Origin of the sequence: Sphingomonas trueperi, from assembly GCF_040545665.1 — a bacterium.
Classification (GTDB): Bacteria; Pseudomonadota; Alphaproteobacteria; order Sphingomonadales; family Sphingomonadaceae; genus Sphingomonas; species Sphingomonas trueperi_B.
Window position 1 is genome coordinate 79,343 of sequence record NZ_JBEPMH010000006.1, and the last position, 19,872, is coordinate 99,214.

Annotated in this window: 28 protein-coding genes and 1 other RNA gene; 14 read left to right on the plus strand and 15 right to left on the minus strand. The window is 68.0% G+C overall.

Features of this window, described 5'->3' with window-relative positions; genetic code table 11:
* Nucleotides 1-295 precede the first annotated feature (295 nt).
* Nucleotides 296-1,069 carry an SDR family oxidoreductase gene (locus tag ABIC65_RS17930; protein ID WP_354310876.1) on the minus strand — a complete coding sequence of 258 codons (774 nt, stop codon included), beginning with the start codon at nt 1,067-1,069 and terminating at the stop codon, nt 296-298.
* Nucleotides 1,070-1,172: 103 nt separating this feature from the next.
* On the opposite strand from ABIC65_RS17930, the gene ABIC65_RS17935 reads away from it, so the two are divergent.
* Nucleotides 1,173-1,568, plus strand: a complete 396-nt coding sequence (locus tag ABIC65_RS17935) for a winged helix-turn-helix transcriptional regulator (RefSeq protein WP_354310522.1) — start codon at nt 1,173-1,175, stop codon at nt 1,566-1,568.
* A 1-nt stretch (nt 1,569) separates the two neighbouring features.
* Here the strand turns inward: ABIC65_RS17935 and ABIC65_RS17940 are convergent, their stop codons facing one another.
* Nucleotides 1,570-2,619 carry an extracellular catalytic domain type 2 short-chain-length polyhydroxyalkanoate depolymerase gene (locus ABIC65_RS17940; RefSeq protein WP_354310524.1) on the minus strand — a complete coding sequence of 350 codons (1,050 nt, stop codon included), beginning with the start codon at nt 2,617-2,619 and terminating at the stop codon, nt 1,570-1,572.
* Between the two features lie 209 nt (nt 2,620-2,828).
* Here ABIC65_RS17940 and ABIC65_RS17945 point away from each other — a divergent pair, with 209 nt between their 5' ends.
* On the plus strand, nt 2,829-3,671 hold the full coding sequence (locus tag ABIC65_RS17945; protein ID WP_354310526.1) for an alpha/beta hydrolase family protein: 843 nt from the start codon (nt 2,829-2,831) through the stop codon (nt 3,669-3,671).
* Between the two features lie 60 nt (nt 3,672-3,731).
* Here ABIC65_RS17945 and pspF read toward each other — a convergent pair whose 3' ends face one another.
* Nucleotides 3,732-4,778, minus strand: coding sequence for a phage shock protein operon transcriptional activator (gene pspF / locus ABIC65_RS17950; RefSeq protein ID WP_354310528.1), 1,047 nt, complete (start codon nt 4,776-4,778; stop codon nt 3,732-3,734).
* Between the two features lie 405 nt (nt 4,779-5,183).
* Here pspF and pspA point away from each other — a divergent pair, with 405 nt between their 5' ends.
* The 9 genes from pspA (at nt 5,184) to ABIC65_RS17995 (ending at nt 8,746) form a co-directional block, all read left to right on the plus strand.
* Nucleotides 5,184-5,852, plus strand: a complete 669-nt coding sequence (gene pspA / locus ABIC65_RS17955; RefSeq protein ID WP_121078195.1) for a phage shock protein PspA — start codon at nt 5,184-5,186, stop codon at nt 5,850-5,852.
* Nucleotides 5,853-5,855: 3 nt separating this feature from the next.
* A complete protein-coding gene (gene pspB / locus ABIC65_RS17960; RefSeq protein ID WP_354310530.1) occupies nt 5,856-6,128 on the plus strand; it encodes an envelope stress response membrane protein PspB in 273 nt (90 codons plus the stop codon).
* 1 nt (nt 6,129) lies between these two features.
* Nucleotides 6,130-6,501, plus strand: a complete 372-nt coding sequence (pspC, locus tag ABIC65_RS17965; RefSeq protein ID WP_294253757.1) for an envelope stress response membrane protein PspC — start codon at nt 6,130-6,132, stop codon at nt 6,499-6,501.
* A 26-nt stretch (nt 6,502-6,527) separates the two neighbouring features.
* Nucleotides 6,528-6,818, plus strand: coding sequence for a hypothetical protein (locus ABIC65_RS17970; RefSeq protein ID WP_354310532.1), 291 nt, complete (start codon nt 6,528-6,530; stop codon nt 6,816-6,818).
* Between the two features lie 17 nt (nt 6,819-6,835).
* On the plus strand, nt 6,836-7,165 hold the full coding sequence (locus ABIC65_RS17975; RefSeq protein WP_354310534.1) for a hypothetical protein: 330 nt from the start codon (nt 6,836-6,838) through the stop codon (nt 7,163-7,165).
* Between the two features lie 14 nt (nt 7,166-7,179).
* Entirely contained in the window at nt 7,180-7,446 is a 267-nt protein-coding gene (locus ABIC65_RS17980) for a hypothetical protein (protein WP_354310535.1), read from the plus strand.
* A 197-nt stretch (nt 7,447-7,643) separates the two neighbouring features.
* Complete coding sequence (locus ABIC65_RS17985; protein ID WP_354310537.1) at nt 7,644-7,919, plus strand: hypothetical protein; 276 nt, start codon at nt 7,644-7,646, stop codon at nt 7,917-7,919.
* Nucleotides 7,920-7,943: 24 nt separating this feature from the next.
* Nucleotides 7,944-8,192, plus strand: coding sequence for a hypothetical protein (locus tag ABIC65_RS17990; RefSeq protein ID WP_354310539.1), 249 nt, complete (start codon nt 7,944-7,946; stop codon nt 8,190-8,192).
* A gap of 149 nt (nt 8,193-8,341) precedes the next feature.
* Nucleotides 8,342-8,746, plus strand: coding sequence for a SufE family protein (locus ABIC65_RS17995; protein ID WP_121078211.1), 405 nt, complete (start codon nt 8,342-8,344; stop codon nt 8,744-8,746).
* A gap of 176 nt (nt 8,747-8,922) precedes the next feature.
* Here ABIC65_RS17995 and ABIC65_RS18000 read toward each other — a convergent pair whose 3' ends face one another.
* The 10 genes from ABIC65_RS18000 to ABIC65_RS18045 all read right to left on the minus strand — a co-directional run bounded on the left by ABIC65_RS18000 (nt 8,923) and on the right by ABIC65_RS18045 (nt 16,810).
* On the minus strand, nt 8,923-9,222 hold the full coding sequence (locus ABIC65_RS18000) for a (2Fe-2S) ferredoxin domain-containing protein (RefSeq protein ID WP_354310540.1): 300 nt from the start codon (nt 9,220-9,222) through the stop codon (nt 8,923-8,925).
* On the minus strand, nt 9,219-9,755 hold the full coding sequence (locus tag ABIC65_RS18005; protein ID WP_354310542.1) for a J domain-containing protein: 537 nt from the start codon (nt 9,753-9,755) through the stop codon (nt 9,219-9,221). The genes ABIC65_RS18000 and ABIC65_RS18005 overlap by 4 nt, the downstream gene beginning before the upstream one ends.
* 72 nt (nt 9,756-9,827) lie before the next feature.
* Nucleotides 9,828-10,206, minus strand: an RNA gene (gene rnpB, locus ABIC65_RS18010) — RNase P RNA component class A.
* Nucleotides 10,207-10,247: 41 nt separating this feature from the next.
* Nucleotides 10,248-10,823, minus strand: a complete 576-nt coding sequence (locus tag ABIC65_RS18015; RefSeq protein ID WP_354310543.1) for a hypothetical protein — start codon at nt 10,821-10,823, stop codon at nt 10,248-10,250.
* 80 nt (nt 10,824-10,903) lie between these two features.
* Nucleotides 10,904-11,605: an N-acetylmuramoyl-L-alanine amidase gene (locus ABIC65_RS18020; RefSeq protein ID WP_354310545.1), complete on the minus strand. Its 702-nt coding sequence runs from the start codon at nt 11,603-11,605 to the stop codon at nt 10,904-10,906.
* A 56-nt stretch (nt 11,606-11,661) separates the two neighbouring features.
* Nucleotides 11,662-12,513, minus strand: coding sequence for a CheR family methyltransferase (locus ABIC65_RS18025; RefSeq protein WP_354310546.1), 852 nt, complete (start codon nt 12,511-12,513; stop codon nt 11,662-11,664).
* Nucleotides 12,510-13,595 (minus strand): chemotaxis-specific protein-glutamate methyltransferase CheB, encoded by a 1,086-nt coding sequence (gene cheB / locus ABIC65_RS18030; protein ID WP_354310548.1) that lies wholly within the window; start codon nt 13,593-13,595, stop codon nt 12,510-12,512. Before cheB ends, ABIC65_RS18025 begins: the two co-directional genes overlap by 4 nt.
* Before the next feature lie 25 nt (nt 13,596-13,620).
* Complete coding sequence (locus ABIC65_RS18035; RefSeq protein WP_125977372.1) at nt 13,621-13,986, minus strand: response regulator; 366 nt, start codon at nt 13,984-13,986, stop codon at nt 13,621-13,623.
* 77 nt (nt 13,987-14,063) lie between these two features.
* Nucleotides 14,064-14,492, minus strand: coding sequence for a chemotaxis protein CheW (locus ABIC65_RS18040; RefSeq protein ID WP_354310550.1), 429 nt, complete (start codon nt 14,490-14,492; stop codon nt 14,064-14,066).
* Nucleotides 14,492-16,810, minus strand: a complete 2,319-nt coding sequence (locus ABIC65_RS18045) for a chemotaxis protein CheA (RefSeq protein ID WP_354310552.1) — start codon at nt 16,808-16,810, stop codon at nt 14,492-14,494. The genes ABIC65_RS18040 and ABIC65_RS18045 overlap by 1 nt, the downstream gene beginning before the upstream one ends.
* A 132-nt stretch (nt 16,811-16,942) precedes the next feature.
* Between ABIC65_RS18045 and ABIC65_RS18050 the strand changes: the two genes are divergently transcribed.
* The 3 genes from ABIC65_RS18050 to arsB are packed head-to-tail and all read left to right on the plus strand — an operon-like array spanning nt 16,943 to nt 18,733.
* Nucleotides 16,943-17,272: an ArsR/SmtB family transcription factor gene (locus ABIC65_RS18050; protein WP_354310554.1), complete on the plus strand. Its 330-nt coding sequence runs from the start codon at nt 16,943-16,945 to the stop codon at nt 17,270-17,272.
* Nucleotides 17,273-17,282: 10 nt separating this feature from the next.
* Nucleotides 17,283-17,711, plus strand: a complete 429-nt coding sequence (gene arsC, locus ABIC65_RS18055) for an arsenate reductase (glutaredoxin) (RefSeq protein ID WP_354310556.1) — start codon at nt 17,283-17,285, stop codon at nt 17,709-17,711.
* On the plus strand, nt 17,711-18,733 hold the full coding sequence (gene arsB / locus ABIC65_RS18060; RefSeq protein ID WP_354310557.1) for an ACR3 family arsenite efflux transporter: 1,023 nt from the start codon (nt 17,711-17,713) through the stop codon (nt 18,731-18,733). The genes arsC and arsB overlap by 1 nt, the downstream gene beginning before the upstream one ends.
* A 7-nt stretch (nt 18,734-18,740) precedes the next feature.
* Here arsB and ABIC65_RS18065 read toward each other — a convergent pair whose 3' ends face one another.
* Both ABIC65_RS18065 and ABIC65_RS18070 read right to left on the minus strand, forming a co-directional pair.
* Nucleotides 18,741-19,385, minus strand: a complete 645-nt coding sequence (locus ABIC65_RS18065; RefSeq protein ID WP_354310559.1) for a histidine phosphotransferase family protein — start codon at nt 19,383-19,385, stop codon at nt 18,741-18,743.
* 243 nt (nt 19,386-19,628) lie between these two features.
* Nucleotides 19,629-19,772 (minus strand): lmo0937 family membrane protein, encoded by a 144-nt coding sequence (locus ABIC65_RS18070; protein WP_121078233.1) that lies wholly within the window; start codon nt 19,770-19,772, stop codon nt 19,629-19,631.
* Between the last annotated feature and the right edge of the window lie 100 nt (nt 19,773-19,872).

The window sequence follows — 19,872 nt, forward strand, 5'->3', positions numbered from 1 at the left end:
GGCGAGCCACGCTCGGCCCGAGGCGGCGAAGGCCGGCCGGCGCGGCAACGCCGCGTCCGACGTCGCGGGAGTTACTTCCGCGACGGCCCATCCGGAAAAACGAAACGGCCGGGGAGCGATCCCCGGCCGTTTTGCCGTTGGCGCTGTAAAAGAATGCGAACGGCGTTCGCACTTCCTAGCCCCTCCCCTTCAGGGGAGGGGTTGGGGTGGGGCAGTGTCTCACCGAGACCAACTTCTGGTCTGGAATCCCTCCACCCCCAACCCCTCCTCCAAGGAGGAGGGGCTTAATGTTCCACTATCCCTCCACCGCTTCCCGCGCTGCCGTGGTCATCGCCGTCAACTGCGCGAGCGTCTCGTCGAACCGCCCCTCCCGCTCGGCATCGCGGAGGAACTTCACCCGCTCGACCAGCACCTCGCTCGGCGTCGGCTGCTGCCCGAACAGCGCGATCACCTCGTCGGCGAAGTCGTCGAGCGGCTGGTAACCGGGCCGCTGGCTCTGCCCCGGGGTGAGCTCGGTCTGCACCGCGGGCGGCGCCAGCTCGATCACTTCGACCTTGCCGTCCAGCACCGCGCGCAGCGACACGGTGTAGCTGTGCATCGCTGCCTTGGTGGCGTTGTAGGTCGGCGTCGTCACCAGCGGCACGAAGGCAAGTCCCGAGGTGACGTTGACGATTGCCGCGTCGGGCGTCGCCGCGAGATGCTCGACCAGCGCGTCGATCAGCCGGATCGGGCCGAGCAGATTGGTCGCGATCGTCGCCTCGGCATCGGCGAGGTCGCGCTTCGCATCCAGCGCCTCGAACCGCATAATCCCGGCATTGTTGACCAGGACGTTGACGTCGGGATGCGCGGCGAGCAACCGGCCGGCAAAGTCCGCCACGCCCTCGGCACTTTCCACGTCGAGCGTCAGCGCGTGCATGTTGCCCCGGCCCTCGCAGGCCGCCTCCAGCACGTCGAGCCGACGACCGGCGACGATCACGGTATTGCCGGCGTCGTGGAACCGGTGCGCAAGCGCCTCGCCGATTCCGGAGCCGCCGCCGGTGATCAGGATCGTGTTGCCCTTGGTCTTCATCATTGCCTCCGGAGCTGAATTGCTGGCAGCGATGTACGCCGCTAGGCTCCCAACGAAAGAAGGCACCCAAAAGATTTATACGCACCCGAAAGAGAGTGACCCGATGCCCGCTGCAGCTCCCCATGCCGACTATCCGGAGATGGACCCGCGCGTCGAAGCGCTGGTCACCGAGGTGATCGGCCGCGTCGCCGACAAATGGACGATGCTGATCCTCGAAACGCTGACCGAGCAGGGCGAGTTGCGCTTCACCCAGATCGGCAAAGCGGTGCCCGGCATCAGCCAGAAGATGCTCACCCAGACGCTGCGCCAGATGGAGCGCGACGGGCTGGTGATCCGCACCATCCACCCCGTGATCCCGCCACGGGTCGACTATCGCCTCACCGACCTGGGCGGGACGCTCGCCGAGGCGTTCTGCGGCGTGTGGATCTGGGCAGCGACCCATCTCGAGCGGATCGAGGCAGCGCGGGCCGCGTTCGACGCGCGCACCGCCAAGGACTAGCTCAGGGCTGCTGCTCCAGCCGCGCGACCATCCGGCGCACTGTATCGATCTGCAGCCCGTGGCGGAGCTGGAAGCCGAAGGGCTGACTATAGCCCCACCAGTCCCAGCATCCGTTCGGATTGACTTGCACGGTCAGCGGAATGTTCCCCAGGCTCGGCGAGCGATCCACCTGCGGATAGAGAAGGATGATCCGATTGGTGTCGGCCCAGCGGTTATAGCCGAGCTGCGCGTAGATCACGTCGCTGCCGCCCAGCGAATCGACACTCTGCACGCAACCGTGGAACACCACATGCACGCGGCAGCCACGCCGACGGCGGCAGTCCTCGGGTACATAGGCATAGCCCGTGCGCGCCATCGCCGCCAGGCCGCTGCCATAGCGGGTCTGGTCGAACGCGATCGGCCTGGCGGAGAGCGCTGACGCGGGGGCCGCCTTCAGCCCGTAGATATGATCGAGGATCTCGCGGGGCTGGTCATAGGGCTGGCCATGATCGAGGCAGCGCACGACATAGCTCGCATCCGTGGCCTCGCACCGCCCGCCCACCGTCGCGGAGACGAAGGCATGGCTCGCGGGCAGCGCATCGACATAGCGCAGCGCCGCGCCGGGCACCCGGGCGAGCCTGTAGAAATCGAAGACCGAGCGCATCACCGCCGGTACGACGATGCTGTCGTTGCTGCCGCTGAACAGATACACGCGCTGGCGGGCGATGTTGGCGACGGGGTCGATCACGGCGTCGCGTGCAAATCCGGTTACCGCGCGCCAGCTGTCGGCGGCAGACCAGGGCCGGCTCATACAGCTCGCGATCAACACCTGGGGCCCCTGCCACGCGAAGCGCGCGCCGCAATTATAGAGCCCGCCCGCCACCACGCCGACGCCCATCACCTCGCTCGACCAGGCGACCGAATATTGCACTGCCATGAAGCCGCCCGAGGAAAGTCCCGAGACGGAGACTTGGGTGCGATCCGCACCCAGCGCCGGCAGTTCCTGGGCGGTGACAACGGGCGCCCAGCACAAGGCAAGCAGCGAAAAGAGGACGGAAAAGGCACGCATCATTCACCCCACGGTGAGCATCATTATCCGCGCCGCGGCCGCTCCCCGGCGACCGCTGGACGCAGCTGCGACCTGCACTGCATGTACCATGATTCGCTGCATCCGCGAAGACAAAACCGGCCTTCCAGCGATCCCCTCGCCAGTCGCGCATGGCAACGCTATAGCGCCTGGCCGTCATCTCCTCTGTACGCCGTCATGACCAGGATCGCCCGATGCTTCGCTCGCTGCTCCCGCTGCTGTCGTTAACCATGGCGGTTCCCGCTAGCGCGCAAGATGAAGGCGCCGGACGACTGGCGACGCCCTCCTCGCCGACGCTGGTCGCACGCTATGGCGTCGATCCGCAGCAGGTGGGCGAACTGCGCCTCCCGCGCGGCAAGGGCCCCTTCCCCGTCGCGGTGCTGCTCCATGGCGGTTGCTGGGACGCGTCGCGGGGCGACCTGCGCGACACTGCGCCGCTTGCCGAGGCGCTGGCGGCGCGCGGGATCGCTACCTGGAACATCGAATATCGCCGTACCGGCACCGCCGGCGGCGGCTGGCCCAGCACTTTCGCGGATGTCGCCGCGGCGACCGACCATCTCGCGGTGCTGGCGCGGACCCAGCCGCTGGACCTCGCCCGTGTCGCCATGGTGGGACATGACGTCGGCGCGCAGCTCGCCTTGTGGCTCGCCGCCCGGCCGAAGCTCCACGACCCGATCGCCGGCACGATGGCGGTCCGGCCGGTAATGGCGGTCGCGATCGACGGGCCGGGTGCCGACGCGCAGCGCTGCGACGAGAGCGCCACCACCCGCTTCATGGGCGGCAAAGCTGAGGAGAAGCCCGCGGCCTATGCGCTCGCCAATCCGCAGGCGCATCTGCCGCTCGGCGTCCACCAGTTGATCGTCGTCGGCGCGCTGGGCGCGCAGATGGCGCCCTATGTCCAGGCGGCACTCGCCTCGGGCGACACGGTGGTGAAGCTCGCCCCCGGCGGCGCGGACCATCGCAACGTGATCATGCCCGGCACGCCGCAGGGGAAGCAGGTGGCGGACTTCATTGCGGCACAGGCGTTCGGGGAGTAGCGGGCCAATAGCCCCTTATCGCTAACCGCTCGCAACAATATCGCGAACGGTTTGCAATAATCAGCCGCCTGCCCCCAGCAGATCGTGCCGACGCAGCGCGTGGCGCAGCTGGTCATAGGTCAGCCCCAGCGCCTCGGCGGTGGCGCGCTGGTTGAAGCGGTGCTCGGCCAGCGCCTGCGACAGGAGCTGCTTTTCGAACCGCGAGACCCGCGTCTTGAAGTCGCCGCCCAGATCCGCCGGCGCCGGCGGCGCGGCGGCGGGCGCGGCCGCAGCCGGCGGCGCGGGTTCGGCAGGCTTTTCCACCGGGCTCATCGACGAGGCCATCGGTCGCGGCCGATAGGGCGAGGCGAAGGGATCGATCTCGATCCGGTCGATCGGGCCGCCGCGATCCCAGCGATAGACCGCGCGCTCCACCACGTTGCGCAGCTCGCGGACATTGCCCGGCCAGTCGTAGGACAGCAGCGCATCGAGCGCGTGCGGCCCCCAGCCCGGCCAGTCCCGCCAGCCCAGTTCGGAGGCCATGCGCCGTCCGTAGAACTCCGCCAGCACCTCCACGTCACCACCCCGGTGACGCAGCGGCGGCAATGTCACCACCTCGAAACTCAGGCGGTCGAGCAGGTCGGCGCGGAAGGTGCCCTTGTCCACCCGCCCCGGCAGATGCTCGTTGGTCGCCGCGACGATGCGCACGTCCACCCGCACCGGTCGAGAGGAGCCGATCCGGTTGATCTCGCCATATTCCACCGCGCGCAGCAGCCGCTCCTGCGCGCCCATCGAGAGCGTGCCGAGCTCGTCGAGGAACAGCGTGCCGCCATCGGCCTCCTCGAAGCGCCCGGTGCGCGCCTTGGTGGCGCCGGTGAAAGCGCCGGCCTCGTGTCCGAACAGTTCGGCCTCGATCAGCGTCTCGGGCAGCGCCGCGCAGTTCATCGTGACCAGCGGCTGGTCCCAGCGCGGGCTGAGGCGGTGGAGACGCTCGGCGACCAGCTCCTTGCCGGTGCCGCGCTCGCCGATCACCAGCACCGGGCGATCGAGTGCCGCCGCCCGGCTCGCCTGTTCCAGCGCGTCGAGAAAGGCCGAAGATTGGCCGATGACCTGCGTGATCCGTTCCATTCCCCCAAGCTTGGCGAATTTTCCTAACTGTTAGCAAGTGGATTTTGCGTAACTACTTTTGTAGTCGAAGCAGAAACGGCAGTTTTCCGCCATTTCCAAAAACTGGCACGCCTCCTGCAAAGATGGAGGCAAGCCCGATGACGGGCACCAACTTCAACCTACCAAGGTTCAGGAACACGATCATGACCAACCAGATCCACACCCTCCGCAACGCCTTCGTGGCGGTTTCCTTCGCCTTCCTCGCCAGCGTGGTTCTCACCGCCGGCGCGGTGGCCCCGGCGATCGCCTGAGGCGGGCACACGAGGTCTCCCCGGCACGACGTTCCCTCGCCGTGCCGGGGCCGCCGGAAGGGCCCCCATCCCTTCCGGCGGCACCCCCAAAGAACATACGAAGGAGCGCAATATCATGGGTATCTTCTCGCGAACCCGCGACATCATCGCCGCCAACGTTACCGACCTGCTCGACAAGGCCGAAGATCCGGCCAAGATGATCCGCATGATCATCCTCGAGATGGAGGAAACCCTGGTCGAGGTTCGCGCCAGCGCCGCCCGGACAATCGCCGATCAGAAGGAAATGCGCCGCCACATCGCGAAGCTCGAAAAGCTCCAGGAAAGCTGGACCGAGAAGGCCGAGCTGGCCCTGTCCAAGGACCGCGAGGACCTCGCCAAGGCCGCGCTGGTCGAACGCCAGAAGGCCGCCGACATGTGCGACCAGCTGCAGCAGGAAATTGCCGTGCTCGACGACGCGCTCCGCGCTTCGGAAGAGGACATCAACAAGCTGCAGAACAAGCTGCGCGAGGCCCGTGTTCGCCAGAATTCGGTCGTCGCCCGCCTGGAAAGCGCCAACAACCGCGCCCGCTTGCGGGAAATGACCAACGGGTCGAAGATGCAGGACGCTTTCTCGCGCTTCGACATCCTGGAACGCCGCGTCGATCTGGCCGAAGGCCGTGCCGATGCGATGGGCCTGGGCGGCAATCCGAAGACGCTCGAAGAGGAAATCGCCGAACTCCGCTCGTCGGAGAAGGTCGATGCCGAACTCGAGGCGCTGAAGGCCCGTCTCAACAAGGGAGCCTGACGCGTGAACGACTTCCTCATCCCGGTCTTCGTCTGTGCCATTCTCTTCCTCGGACTGCCCTGGATCGTCTTCCACTACGTAACCAAGTGGAAGCAGGCCGGGACCATCACCCGGGAAGACGAGAACCTTCTCGACGACCTCTACCGCACGGCGCGGATGCTCGAAGACCGGCTGATGACGGTCGAGCGCATCATCGCCGCCGACAACCCCGACTATCGGCCGCACTTGGCGCAGCGCGCTGAGCCGGCCCCCTACGATCCTTCACGGAGGAACTGAGATGTCCGCTCGCACCAAATTCTATCTCGATCGCCAGAACCGCAAGTTCATGGGCGTCTGCGCCGGCCTGGCGGATTACACCGGGATCGACGTGACCTGGGTGCGAGTGGCCACCGTGCTGCTCACCGTCGCCACGGGCTGGGTCGCACTGGGCTATTTCGTGATCGCCTGGCTCGCCAACCCCAAGCCGGTGGGCCTGTACGACACGCCGGAGGACGAGCGCTTCTGGCAGGGTGTCCGGTCGAGCCCCAAGCGCTCGACCGCCGAGGTCCGCTCGAAGTTCCGCGACATCGATCGCCGGCTCGCCGACATCGAGATGTTCTACACCAGCCGCAACACCCGGCTGGCCGACGAGATCGACAGCCTGCGCTGAGGCGCAGGCAACAGGGAGGCAGGACGATGAACTGGGGTGGTCCCGAATTCGTGATCGCGCTGGTGGCGATCTCCACGCTGGGCTGGCTGGCCAATAACTGGATCCGCGCCAAGCATGGCTATTCGATCAGCGACGATAACGGCGAGAATATCCACAAGATCGACCCCGACGCCAACCGCAAGATCGACCTGCTCGCAGCCGAGAACGAACGGCTCGCAGGCCAGATCAGCCGGCTGGAAGACCGGATTTCGGTGCTCGAGCGGATCGCGACCGATCCCGCCGAGCGCACCGCCCGCGCCATCGACGCGCTGCGCTGAGACTGAGGAGACGACCGATGATCGAAGTAGCGCTCGCACCATTCATGCCCTGGATCATCCTCTCGGGCATCTCGCTGGGGTTCTTCGGGATCGCCGCGGGGATTTTCAGCCACTGGCTGCGCATCAAGCACGGCTATCCGCTGGAAAATGCCTGGGGCAAGTCGGTCTACCCGCAGCGCAATGACGAGATGGTCGAGCGGATCAAGCTGCTCAGTCAGGAAAACGGCCAGCTGCGCGCCGGGCTCAGCGCGGTGAAGGACCGGCTCGCCAATGTCGAGCGCATCGTGACCGACGGCGCGCACCAGCTAGATCGCGAGATCGACGCGCTCCGCAACCGCTCGAACTGAAAGGAACGCAGGCCATGCTTTCCCCCCTTCTCATCCCGATCCTCGGCATCAGCTGCGGCCTTGTAGCGATCATCGGCGGCGTCTTCTTCCGCCCGCTGTTCAAGCTGTGGGAGCGCCGGATGGAGATCGATGCCCAGATGACCGCGGAAAAGGCAGCCCAATACGCCGCCCAGACTGCACGGCTGGAGCAGCGGGTCCAGGTGCTCGAACGGATCATCACCGATCGCGGCATGGGCCTTGCCGACGAAATCGAAAAGCTGCGGGATGCCCCGCTGAACTGAACCGGGCCTTCCGGCCTTACCTGAAGCAAGGAAATTTCGATGATCATCATGCTCGCAGTGCTTGCCGCACTGTGCGGGGGAGCTATTGCCCTCGCTGAAAGCCGCGATCGCCCCCGCCGCCGCGCCCTCCGCGCTGCCCAGGCATCGCAAGCAGGGAACTGAGGCGCCGCGCGCGCCGGTTAGGGGAGTAAGGTGCAATGAACCCGTTCGAAATGGTCGTGGCCATCATCATCGTGATCACGATCGGCAAGGTCCTGCAGGCACGCTATGGCGTCGCGAAGGGCCGGGACGGCCGGCTGGAAGGGCTTGCCAGCCGTGATCCCGCCGAGAAGTTCGAGGCGGACCGCCTGCGCGACGAGATCCGCAGCCTCAAGGAGCGCGTTCAGGTGCTCGAGCGCGTCATCACCGACAATGAAAACAGCCTGCGGCTCGACCACGAGATCGAGAAGCTGCGCGACAAGAACCGGATCTGAGCCATGTTTCTGGGAGCGAACCCCATGACCATCGACCCGCAAACCACCCTCACCCTTGCCGTCTCCGGCCTGGCCGGGCTGGGCATGATCACCGCCGCGGCGCTGTCCGGCTGGCGGGGCTGGCTGGCGCTGAAGCACCGCGAGCTGGTCGAACTCCGCCGGCCCGAGCCGACCGCCGCGACGATGCCCAGCCCCGCCTCGCGGATCGAGCTGGCCGACCTCAAGGAACGCATCCGCAAGCTGGAAGCGATCGCCGCCGGGGTGGACCTGTGAGCCAGGCGACCCCGCCGGTGGCGGAGAGCCAGCCCGCCCCGGCGCCGGCGCGGGCACCCCGCCCCCGGCTCGGCCTGCGGTACGACGCGCCGACGGCCAAGTAACCACGAGGCTGGAAAAGCGCGCGCTACCCCGCTAGCGCGGGGGCCATGACCAGCCTCGACGATCTCCAGGAAGAATACGGGTTTCTCGACGCCGACGATCGCTATCGCCTGCTGATCGATCTCGGCAAGGCGCTCGAGCCGATGCCCGACCCGCTCAAGACCGATGCGACGCTGGTGCGCGGCTGCTCGGCCTCGGTGTGGGTCTATCCCACGCGGACCGACGACGGGCGGCTCCACTTCCTGGCGGATTCGAACGCGGCGATTACCAAGGGCATCATCGCGCTGGTGCTGCTGACCGTGCAGGACCGCAGCCCCGCCGAGATCCTGGCGACCGACATCGAAGGCGCGCTGGCGCCGTTCGACCTGAAGAACCAGCTCAGCTCGAACCGCACCCAGGGCATCCCCAACATGATCGCGCTGATCCGCGAAACGGCGGGGCGATACGCTTGAGCCCGCGCGAGGAATTCCGCGCCCTGCAAGCTGTCATCCCGGCGGAAGCCGGGATCCATTGGGGGCTGCGTGTCCGCTCTTGCTAACACCGAGTGGCGAATGGATCCCGGCTTCCGCCGGGATGACGAACAAGAGGTGCGGTGATCCTGCCGACACGTCACCCGGGAGGGGAGCCCTCAGGAAATCCCCAGCTCGCGGCCGAGCTCTTCCAGGTCCGCGCCCTTCTTCACGATCAGCCATTCGCGCGCCTGCGCGCCGTTGACCACGGTCACCGCGCCACCGGGGCATACCCCCAGGCACTTGGTCTCGACCACGCCGACGTCCGCCTTGCGCCCCTTGCCCAGGCCGAATTCCTTGCGCAGCGCCTTGGCGAGCGAGGTCTTGCCCTTGGGGCCAAAGCCGCCGCCGAGCTTCTTCGAGCATTTCCCGCAGACCAGCACCGCATTGCCCCAGTTGGAGGCGACCAACTGGCTCATTGCGGCTTCCACTGGCGCCGGTCCTCGGCGGTCTTGAGCACGTCGTACGCCGCCTGGATCGCCTGGAACTGCCTGGCGGCAGCGGCATCGTTGGGGCGTACGTCCGGGTGATATTCCTTGGCGAGCCGACGCCAGGCGCCGCGCACCGCCTCGAAGCTTGCATCCACTTCGAGCTCGAGCACTTCCAGCGCCTTCATCTCGTCGCGCGAGCGGCTGCCGTCGCCGGGGCCCGCCCAGCTATTGGTCGCCGAATGGGCATAGCCGTTTGCCGTGCGCCGCTCGTTGGCCTCGCGCTGCGCCGCCTCTTCCGCGGTCAGCCCGGCGAAATAGTCCCAGTTGCGGTTATATTCCGCGGCATGTTCCTCGCAGAAATACCAGCGGTCCGGGTTGTTGGGGGACTTGGGGGCAGGCCGGTCGCCCGGCTTTTCGCAGCCGTCGCGGTCGCACAGCCGCACGCGCGCGGCCTCGCGTTCCGAGCCATACTCGCGCCAGCGGGGAAAGCCCCAGTCCATCGATCGCGTGTGTCGCGCCATAACTCGCCCAAATAGGCATGGGCCCGGCCAAAGGCCAGAGCCCGCCGCACCGCAGCAGCTGCCAGAAACCAAAATGCCAGAGGGTCTGTAAGCCGGGTTCTGTCCACCCCCGAAAGGGATAGGCGACCATTCCTCTAGGCGACGGATCGCTCCGCCGCTCCAGCAACCAACCCGGACGACGCGCCGGAACGAGGCGCATGTGCCGTCCCTATTCGGTCTTGCTCCCGGTGGGGTTTACCAAGCCGCTTCCGTTACCGGTTGCGCGGTGCGCTCTTGCCGCACCCTTTCACCCTTGCCCTTACCCCGGCGAACCGGGGCAGTGGGCGGTCTGCTCTCTGTGGCACTTTCCCTGGGGTCACCCCCGGCGGGCATTACCCGCCACCGTCGTTCCGTGGAGCCCGGACTTTCCTCCCCTCGCATCGCTGCGAGCGGCGGCCGCCCGACCCTCTGGCGCGGTCTGCTCTAGCGGCTTCGCGCCGGGGCGCAAGCGGTTCAGCGCTCCGATGCCGCGGGCGCGCTTTGCGGGGGTGTCGAACCGCCGCTGGTCACCGCCGCGGTTTCCGCACCGGGGGCCTGCGCAGCAGCCTGTGGTGCCGCATCAGCGCGCTGCGCAGCAGCCTGCTCGGATGCGGCAACGTCACGTGCCTTCGCCTGCGATGCCGCATCTTGCGTTTCGGCACGCGCGTCCTGCGCCTTCTTGGCGCTATCCTGATCCTTTGCCTGGTCCTTGGCCTTGTCGGCAGCCTGGGCACGCTGCTCCTCCGGCTCTTCGCTCGGCTGGACCTTCACCGGCGCCATCGCGGTACCCCAGGCCTGTACGTCGATTCGCCACTGGGTGCTGGTCGTCCCGCCGGCGAGCGCGGCACGGCGATAATCTGCGGCGACGCTGACCACCTTATCGGCACCGGCAACGCGGGCAACGCGGTGCAGCTCCGCAGTCGCTTCGGCAGCCGTAGGTGCATTCATGATCCCGATGCCGGGCCCTTTCGCGTCACCGCGAACGAAGCTGGTCAGGCGGACATGCACCGGGCCCAGCGGGGCCATTGCAGCGCGAATCGTGTTGCTCACCGTTCGTACCTCCGGTGCGCACCCAATCAAATTCCGCTTAGAATTCCGTAACCAAACATGGTTACCGGCTATCGATTCGCTCAATCTTCCCCTTGCGGACGCGGCAGCAGCAGCGCGAGCAGGATGCAGCGGCACTCCATGTCGATCTCGCCGTCGATCATCTCGGGGCGGAAGCGCCGCTGGAAGGCCGTGACTGCCGCGACCGGATCGGTCACGTCATAGCCGAACCGCTCCAGCGCCAGCATGAAGCCGCCTTCGGGCCAGCCGGGATCGACCAGGTTGCGCGTCGGCCGCGGCAGCGCCAGCCGCAGGCGGGCGAGCGCATGCCAGTTGAACAGCTCACCGGGATCCTGCTTGCGCGCCGGCGCCACGTCAGAATGGCCGACCACGTTGCCGCGGGTGATGCCGTGGCGCTCCTTGATGTCCGCGACCAGCGGGATCAGCGCGCTCATCTGCTCGGGGGTGAACGGGCGATAGCCGAATTCATGGCCTGGATTGACGATCTCGATGCCGATCGAGGCCGAGTTGACGTCGTCGATCCCGCGCCAGTGCGCGCGGCCGGCGTGCCAGGCGCGCTTGGCCTCATCGACCAGCCGGAAGATGCGGCCATCCTCCTCGATGAGATAATGCGCCGAGACCTGTGCCTCTGGGTCGCGCAGCCGCGCCAGCGCCGCCTCGCCGCTCTCCATACCCGTGTAATGGAGCACGATCATCGAGACGGGGGAGAGGCGCTCGCCGAAATTGGGCGAAGGCGCGTCGATTATGTCGAGGCCGCTGGTCATGCATTCTTCTACTGCGCGCATCGGCGCTGACAATCCGCCCGGCTCAACCGCCCGTCTCAACCTGCTGCCGCAAGCGGCGCGGGTTCGGCGTCGGCGGTGCGGTAGAAGCCGCGAAAGGCCTCGCTGGGGGTGAAATGCTCGGTCAACCCGATTACCGTTTCCCCTGCGCCGAGCACCAGCAGCCCGCCCGGCTGGATCGCGGTCGCCAGCCGATCGAACACCTGACGGCGCAGCGGCAGCGAGAAATAGAGCATGACGTTGCGGCACAGGATGATGTCGAACTTGCCCGGGGGCGGCACGTCGGCGGTGAGGTTCTGCTGGCGGAACTGGACGCGGCGGACCAGATCCTGCCGCGCGACCCAGTCGCCGCCCTCGGTATCGAACCACTGGACCATCCGCCGCACGGGGAGCCCGCGCTGGATCTCGAACTGCGAATAGCGCCCTGCCCGCGCCCGTGCCAGCGCTGCGGGCGAGACGTCCGTGGCAACGATCTCGGGCGGCATCGGGAAGGCATCGGCCTTCTCGTCGAACAGCATCGCCAGCGACAGCGGCTCCTGGCCCGTCGAGCAGCCGGCCGACCAGATGCGCAGCCGGCGGTTGCCGATCGTCGCCTGCGCCGCCACCGCGGCCGCCGCGATCTGATCGAGCACCGCCACGTCGCGGAAGAAGCTGGTTTCCTGGTTGAGCAGCACGTCCACCACCTGATCCGCCAGCTCCCCCGAACGTGCGCCGAGCAATTGCCCGACCAGCGCGTCGAGACTCGGCAAGCCCCGCTCGCGCAGCACCGGCTTCAGCGCCGTCTCGATCCGCCACGCCCGGTTGGCGGCGATCTGCTGGCCGGTGCGCTGCTCGAGCAGCGACCCGATCAGCTGCATCGCCCCGCCGCTTGGCGCCATATGTTCGATCATCGCGCCCCTCCCCTGCCGATCAGTCGGCCTATTTCTTCCGGCGGCAGCACCGCGCTCGCCCGCCCGGCGGCCGCCACCGCCCCGGGCATGCCCCACACGACCGAAGTCGCCTGGTCCTGCACCAGCACCTTGGCACCGACCTCGACCATCCGCCCGGCGCCTTCGCACCCATCGCGGCCCATCCCGCTCAGCACCACGCCCAGCGCGCGTGCGCCGAACACCTCGGCGATGCTGTCGAACATCGGGTCGACCGAGGGCATGCAGCCGCTGCGCGCCCATTCGGTGCTCAGCCGGATCGCCGCGCCCTCGGAGGTACGCACCACCTTCATGTGCGCGTCGCCCGGCGCGATCACGATCCGGCCGGGGCGGATCCGCATCCGGTCGGTCGCGACATCGCACGGCCGGCTGCCCAGCACGGCGAGCTGGGTGGCGAAATAGCTCATGAAGCTGGGCGGCAGATGCTGGGTGACCAGGATCGGCAGCTGGAAGCTCGCCGGTATCTGGCGGAAGAACTGGCTCAGCGCGTGGATGCCGCCGGTCGAGGCGCCGATCGCGACGATCTGGAAGGCATCGAGCTGTACGCTCGCGCTCGCCGGCCGCGGCGCGGGGACGGGCGGACAGGCGGCTACGGCCTCGCCGGGCATGTCGAACAGCTTGGCGAGCCGCTCCTCCAGCACCTCGGCGAAGCGACCGCCGAACGCGCCGACGCCTGGCTTCACCAGCGTATCGGCAGCGCCCAGCGCTAGTGCCTGCAGCGTCGTCGCCGCGCCTTCGTCGGCCGAGGAGGATACGATCAGCACCTTCGCCCCCTTGCCCGCGGCGACCACGTCCGGCAGTGCGGTGAGTCCGTCGATCCCGGGCATGGCGATGTCGAGCAGGATGATGTCGACCGTCTCGCGCGACAGATAGTCGAGCGCCGCCCGCGCCTCGCTCAGTGCCGCCGCCACCCGGAAGCGCTGCGTGCCTTCGATCATCCGGCTCAGCACCGAGCGTGCGACGACCGAATCGTCGACGATCAGCACGCGCCCCGTGGCGGGGACATGCGCTGGATCGACCGGCAGCGGGGAAGACTGGCTCGTCACGCGGGCACGCTCCGACGGGAGGAGGTCAGGCGACGCCGACGATCTGCAGCTTGCTTTCCAGCGTCTCGCGATCGAACGGCTTCATCACATATTCGTCCGCCCCGGCTTCGATTGCCGCGCGGATATAGGCCATGCCGTTCTCGGTGGTGCAGAACACCACCTTGGGGCGCTTCTCCAGCCCCGAATTCTTGAGCGCGCGCAGGAAATCCATGCCGCTCATCACCGGCATGTTCCAGTCGAGCAGCACCACGTCGGGCGTGGCGGCCAGGCAGGAATCGAGCGCCTCGCGCCCGTCACCGGCCTCGCGGACTTCGAAATCGAGGGTTTCGAGAATGTGCCGGGCGACTTTCCGGATCACTTTCGAATCGTCCACGACGAGGCACGTCTTCATGGGTCCCTGATCCCCTGGCAGGTGTCTTTGAAATTCCACTTTACGTGCAAAGGTGTAAGCTTCGCGTTAATCCGCGTTCACGAAAGCAGCGCCGATGCGGGGACCAACGCGGCGAGGTCGACGACCAGGATCGGCTCGCCGTCGCGCTCGACCAGCCCGCGCGCCGCATTCCGCCAATTCCCCTCCAGCGCAATGCCGCCGGCGAGCGGGCGCAGCTCGAAGGGCTCGACATCCTCCAGCGTGTCGACCAGCATCGCATAATGATGCCCGTCGATCGCGGTGATCACCGCGCGCCGAGCGAGCGTGCAGCCGTTCAGCCCCAGCGCGGCCTCCGTATCGACGACGGTGACGACGCGGCTGCGCAGCGCCGCCAGCCCGCGCACCGCCTTGGCCGCGCGCGGCACCGCGGTCACCTCGCCGATGTCGACCACCGATTCGACCTGGTCGGAATCGATCGCGACGGTACGCCCCGCCACCTCGGCGATCAGATAGAGCTGCTCGGCCATCAGCACCCTCCCCGTGCGCCGACCCGCGCTTCGAGCGCGAAGAGCAGCCCCGCGCGATCATAGCGATAGACGCTGTCGTCACCGGGCTCGGCCTGGCGCTTGCGGCGCAGGCGGACCACCGGTGCGGCGACCGGCCCCGGCTCGGCCGCATCGGCGGCGAGCACCACCGCCGGGATCTCGCCCGGCGCGAGGCTCGCGGCGACGCGATAGCCGGCGGTCTCCAGCAGCGGGCGGACGAAGGTCGCCAGCCAGCCGTCCTTGTCGCCGGCGAGCAGACAGAGCGGCGCGTCCTCGGCGGCGACGCGGTCGACATGCATGTCGAACACCCACAACACGTCGAGCACCTCGATCTGCTCGCCCTCGACCAGCGCCACCCCCATCGCCGCGCCCGGCGAGCGCGCCGGAGCGATCTCGGCGGGCAAGGTCACGATCTCGATCGCCTCGTCGATCGCATAGGCGACCTCGGCGTCCTCGTCCTTGAGCCGCAGCACGCTCAGCCGCTCGCGGCCGTCGAGCTGCCCCTGCATCGCCAGCGGCACGATCCGCCCGTCGATCGCCAGGCGGTGGCTTCCCGCCGCCAGCTGCACCTGCGACGCCGACACCTTTTCCACGCGATCGACCGCCGCCAGCGGCACCGCGCGGCGCACCCCATCGAGATCGTCGAACAGCAGGGCCGGCAGCCCTGGCGCTGCGGCTTCCTCGATCACGTCGCCGAATGCGGCGCTGAGGTCGCGGCTGAAATCGAGGCCGCCCACCCGCGCCATCCCCGCCGTATCGAGCAGCAGCATCGGCAGGCCGGAGTCGGGCAGCGTCTGCCCGGCATAGATTCCGGTCGCCATCACCGCGGGCGAGGCGGGCTTGATCACCAGCTCCTCATTGTCGTGCACCGCGTCGACGGCGAGCGCATAGCTCCCCGTCCCCGCGCCGACGATCACGAGCATGCGCGGCCCGCGCTGTTCGCGGTCGGGGCACAATTCCAGCAGATGCCCCAGGTCGAGCAGCGGCATCCGCCGCTCGCGCACCGTCGCGATCGGGGTGCCGCCCAGTTGGTCGATCCGAATCGCCTCGCCGCGCTCGCTGACGATTTCCTCGATCGACTGGCGCGGGATGGCGAAGCGCTGCTTGCCGGCGCCGACGATGATCGCCGAGATGATCGACAGCGTCAGCGGCACATGGATGGCGATGCGCAGGCCCTTGCCGGGGACATTGTCCAGCTCCACCCGACCGCCGATCTGGTCGATGCTCGCCTTGACCACGTCCATCCCGACGCCGCGGCCGCTGACCTCGGATACCGTGTCCTTGCTCGACAGTCCGGGGTGGAACATCAGCTCGAGCTTCGCCGCGTCGCTCAGCGCGTGCAGGTCGCGCTCGCTGCGGATGCCGCCCAGCGCGAGCTTCTGGATCAACCGGTCGACATTCACCCCGCGCCCGTCATCGGCGATCTCGATGATGATCTGGTTGCCCGATTGCCGCGCCGAGACGCACAGCCGGCCGACGTCGCGCTTGCCCGCGGCGCGGCGCTCGGCCGGCGCCTCGATGCCATGGTCGATCGCGTTGCGGATGATGTGAACCAGCGGATCGCGCATCACCTCGATCATCTCGCGGTCGAGCTCGACGTCCGATCCCTCGATCTGCAGCGCCACCGACTTGCCCAGCCCGGCCGCTGTATCGCGCACCATGCGCGGCAGCGGCGAGAATAGCGCGTCGATCTTCTGCATGCGGGTGCGCGTGACCGTGTCGCGCATCTCGCCGACGGTCAGCGAGAGCCGCTCCAGCGCCGCCTCCACCGCCGGATCGATCTCGCCGACGCGCAGCCGCCGGGCGAGCTCGTTGCGCGCCAGCACCATCTCGGACATGCCGCTCATCATCCGATCGAGCAGGTCGACGCCCAGTCGGACGCTGCGCGAGGGCGCCCGCTGCGCCACCAGCGTCGGCAGCACGATCTCCTCCGATCCTTCGGCGAGCGCCGCGATCAGCAATTCCTCGCCGCTGTCGTCGAGCGCGGCGCCGGCATCGATCGCCTCGACGATCTCGCCGATCCGGTCGACCACCGCGAGCACGGCATTGACGAGCGCGCGATCGGGCACCCGCGCGCCATCGCGCACCTGCGCCAGCACGTCCTCGGCGGCGTGCGCGAGGCGCTCCAGCCGCGGCAGGTCGAGAAAGCCGCAGCTTCCCTTCACGGTGTGGACGAAACGGAAGATCGCATCGAGCCGCGCCCGGTCGTCGGGGTGCGACTCCCAGGCGACGATCTCGCCCGAAAGCGCCTCGAGCGTCTCGCGCGTCTCGGCGATGAAGTCCTGCAGCAGGTCGTCCATGGGGCCCCGGTGGAAATTTCCAACGGCCACCATGGCGGTCGAGGGTTAATTCCGGGTTAGCCGCCGCGCGCCACCCATCGACCTTTTCCGATGCATCTTGCAGAGCGCCGATGCATCGGCTAAAACCGATGCATGAATGAGGAAGATGCTCTTGCCGCGCTGGCGGCGCTCGCCCACCCGACCCGGCTGGCGACCTTCCGGTTGCTGGTGCGCCACGCTCCGGACGGACTGCACACCGGCGCACTGGCGGAGGCGATCGGCCTGCCGCAGAGCACCTTTTCCACCCATCTCGGCGTGCTCGCCCGCGCGAAGCTGGTGACGGCCGAGAAGCAGGGCCGCCATTTCGTGCAGCACGCCGACCTCGCCCGGCTGCGCGCGCTGATGGTGTTCCTCGCCCGCGACTGTTGCCAAGCCCGCGCCGAATTATGTGCACCGCTCCTTGAAGAACTCACCTGCTGCTGAGGGAAGCCCCATGGCCATGGACGTCATCATCTATCACAATCCTGAATGCGGCACCTCGCGCAACGCACTGGCGATGATCCGCAACGCCGGCATCGAGCCGCATGTCATCGAGTATCTGAAGACCCCGCCCGCCCGCGCGCTGCTCGTGCAGCTGCTCGACCGCGCCGGGCTCGCGCCGCGCGAACTGCTGCGCGAAAAGGGCACGCCCTATGCCGAACTGGGGCTCGACGATCCGGCGCTCGAAGACGCCGCGCTGCTCGACGCGATGGAGGCGCACCCGGTCCTGATCAACCGTCCCCTGGTGGTGACCCCGCTGGGCGTGGCGCTGTGCCGCCCCTCCGAGCGGGTGCTGGAGCTGCTGCCGAACGCACAGCAAGGCGCGTTCGCCAAGGAAGACGGCGAGCAGGTGGTCGACGCCGACGGTCGGCGGATCGGCTGATGGGGACCTTCGAACGCTATCTCTCGCTCTGGGTGGCGCTGTGCATCGTCGTCGGCATCGCGCTCGGCCAGTTGCTGCCCGGTCCGTTTGCCGCGATCGCGCGCGCGGAGTTCGCCCAGGTCAACCTCGTCGTCGCCGGACTGATCTGGCTGATGATCGTGCCGATGCTGCTCAAGATCGACTTCGCCGCGCTGGGGTCGGTGCGGCAGCACTGGAAGGGCGTCGCGGTCACGCTGTTCGTCAACTGGGCGGTGAAGCCCTTTTCGATGGCGCTGCTCGGCACCTTCTTCCTCGCCCACCTGTTCGCGCCGCTGCTGCCCGCTTCACAGATCGGCAGCTATATCGCCGGACTGATCCTGCTCGCCGCCGCGCCGTGCACCGCGATGGTGTTCGTCTGGTCCAACCTGTGCGACGGCGAGCCCAATTACACGCTTTCCCAAGTCGCGCTCAACGACGTGCTGATGGTGTTCCTGTTCGCGCCGCTGGTCGGGCTGCTGCTCGGCGTCGCCTCGGTCAGCGTGCCTTGGGCGACGCTGCTTCTGTCGGTGCTGCTCTACATCGTCGTGCCGGTGATCGCCGCCCAGCTGCTGCGGCGTGCGGTGCTGGCACGCGGCGGCCGGCCCGAGCTCGACCGGCTGCTCAGGACGCTCGCGCCGCTGTCGCTGGTCGCGCTGCTGGCGACGCTGGTGCTGCTGTTCGGCTTCCAGGGGGCGGCGATCCTCGCCCAGCCGCTGGTGATCGCGCTGATCGCGGTGCCGATCCTCGTCCAGGTCTATCTGAACGCCGGCATCGCCTATTGGCTGTCGCGCCGGCTCGGCGTCGCCTGGTGCGTGGCGGCGCCGGCGGCGCTGATCGGTGCGTCGAACTTCTTCGAGCTGGCGGTGGCAGCGGCGATTTCGCTGTTCGGGCTGCGCTCGGGCGCGGCGCTCGCCACCGTGGTCGGCGTGCTGGTCGAAGTGCCGGTGATGCTCTCGGTGGTCGCGATCGTGCAGCGCACGCGCGGCTGGTACGAGCGGCGCTAGGCCCCGCTCAGCCTATCGGGAAGGACGCCCCGAACAGCAGCACTTCGGACTCGGGCGGGCTGACCTGCAGCTCGCCGCCATGCTGGACGACCAGCTCGTGCGCGAGGAACGCTGCCGCCGCGCGCGGCGTGATCGGCGTTTCCTCGCGGCCGCCGGCGAGCGCGCCGCGCAGTTCGGGGTCGAGCACGATGCGCGGGCCGTCGGCGCGGATCACGATCTCGATCGCGCCGTCGGTGGTCTCGGCGCCGATGTCGAGCTGGCCGCCGCGGACCAGCGCATCGCCGCCGATCAGCGCGAGGTTGAGCAGCACCTTGATCGCCTGCTTGGCCATCACCGGCTCCTCGACCATCCAGCCGATCTTCACGCGGTGATTGTCGCCGAACAGCCCTTCCAGCGCGGCCTGCGCCTCGCGCGTGTCCACCGTCTCGCCGAATCCGCCCGCGGCGCCGAACGCCAGGCGGAAGAACTTCAGCTTGTTGGCGCTCGCCCGCGCGCTCTCCGCCAGCAGTTCCAGACAGCGGGCGCGCATTTCCGGATCATGTTCGTCGGCAAGCAGTTCCAGGCCGTTGTTGAGCGCACCAACGGGGCTCAGCAAGTCGTGGCACAGGCGCGAACAAAGCAGACTCGCGAATTCGGTAGGGCTGATATTCAAGTTTTGAGGCTCCAGCTGTGAATCCCCTTTGGCGCAGCGGATGGGAAGCTGCAAGCATCGTGGCAGCATCCACGCGCGATCGGTGGCAGATGTGGGACGGCCGGGGATTGCGCGCTGCGGTCGCGATGAAACGCACCGAAATAGCTGCGCTTGCTGGCGGGGTAGAAAATCATCGGGGGCACGCGGCCCCTATGCTTGGTGTGGGCGGCCCGGCGGGGCGGATGCGTCCCGCCGGGTCCCGCGTCAGACCCTGCGGCCGGTGAACAGCTGGATCAGGCCGATCACGAGCGCGATCACGAGCAGGATGTGGATGATCCCGCCGGCGATGTGGAACGAGAAGCCCAGCAGCCACAGGATGACGAGGATTACGACGAGCGTCCAAAGCATTGTATCTCTCCCTGAAATTCGGACCGGTTAACGTGAGGAGAGGCAGGATCGTTCCGGCTGTGCGTCGCAAGCGCAGACTTTTCAGATGCTTCGGTCTGCT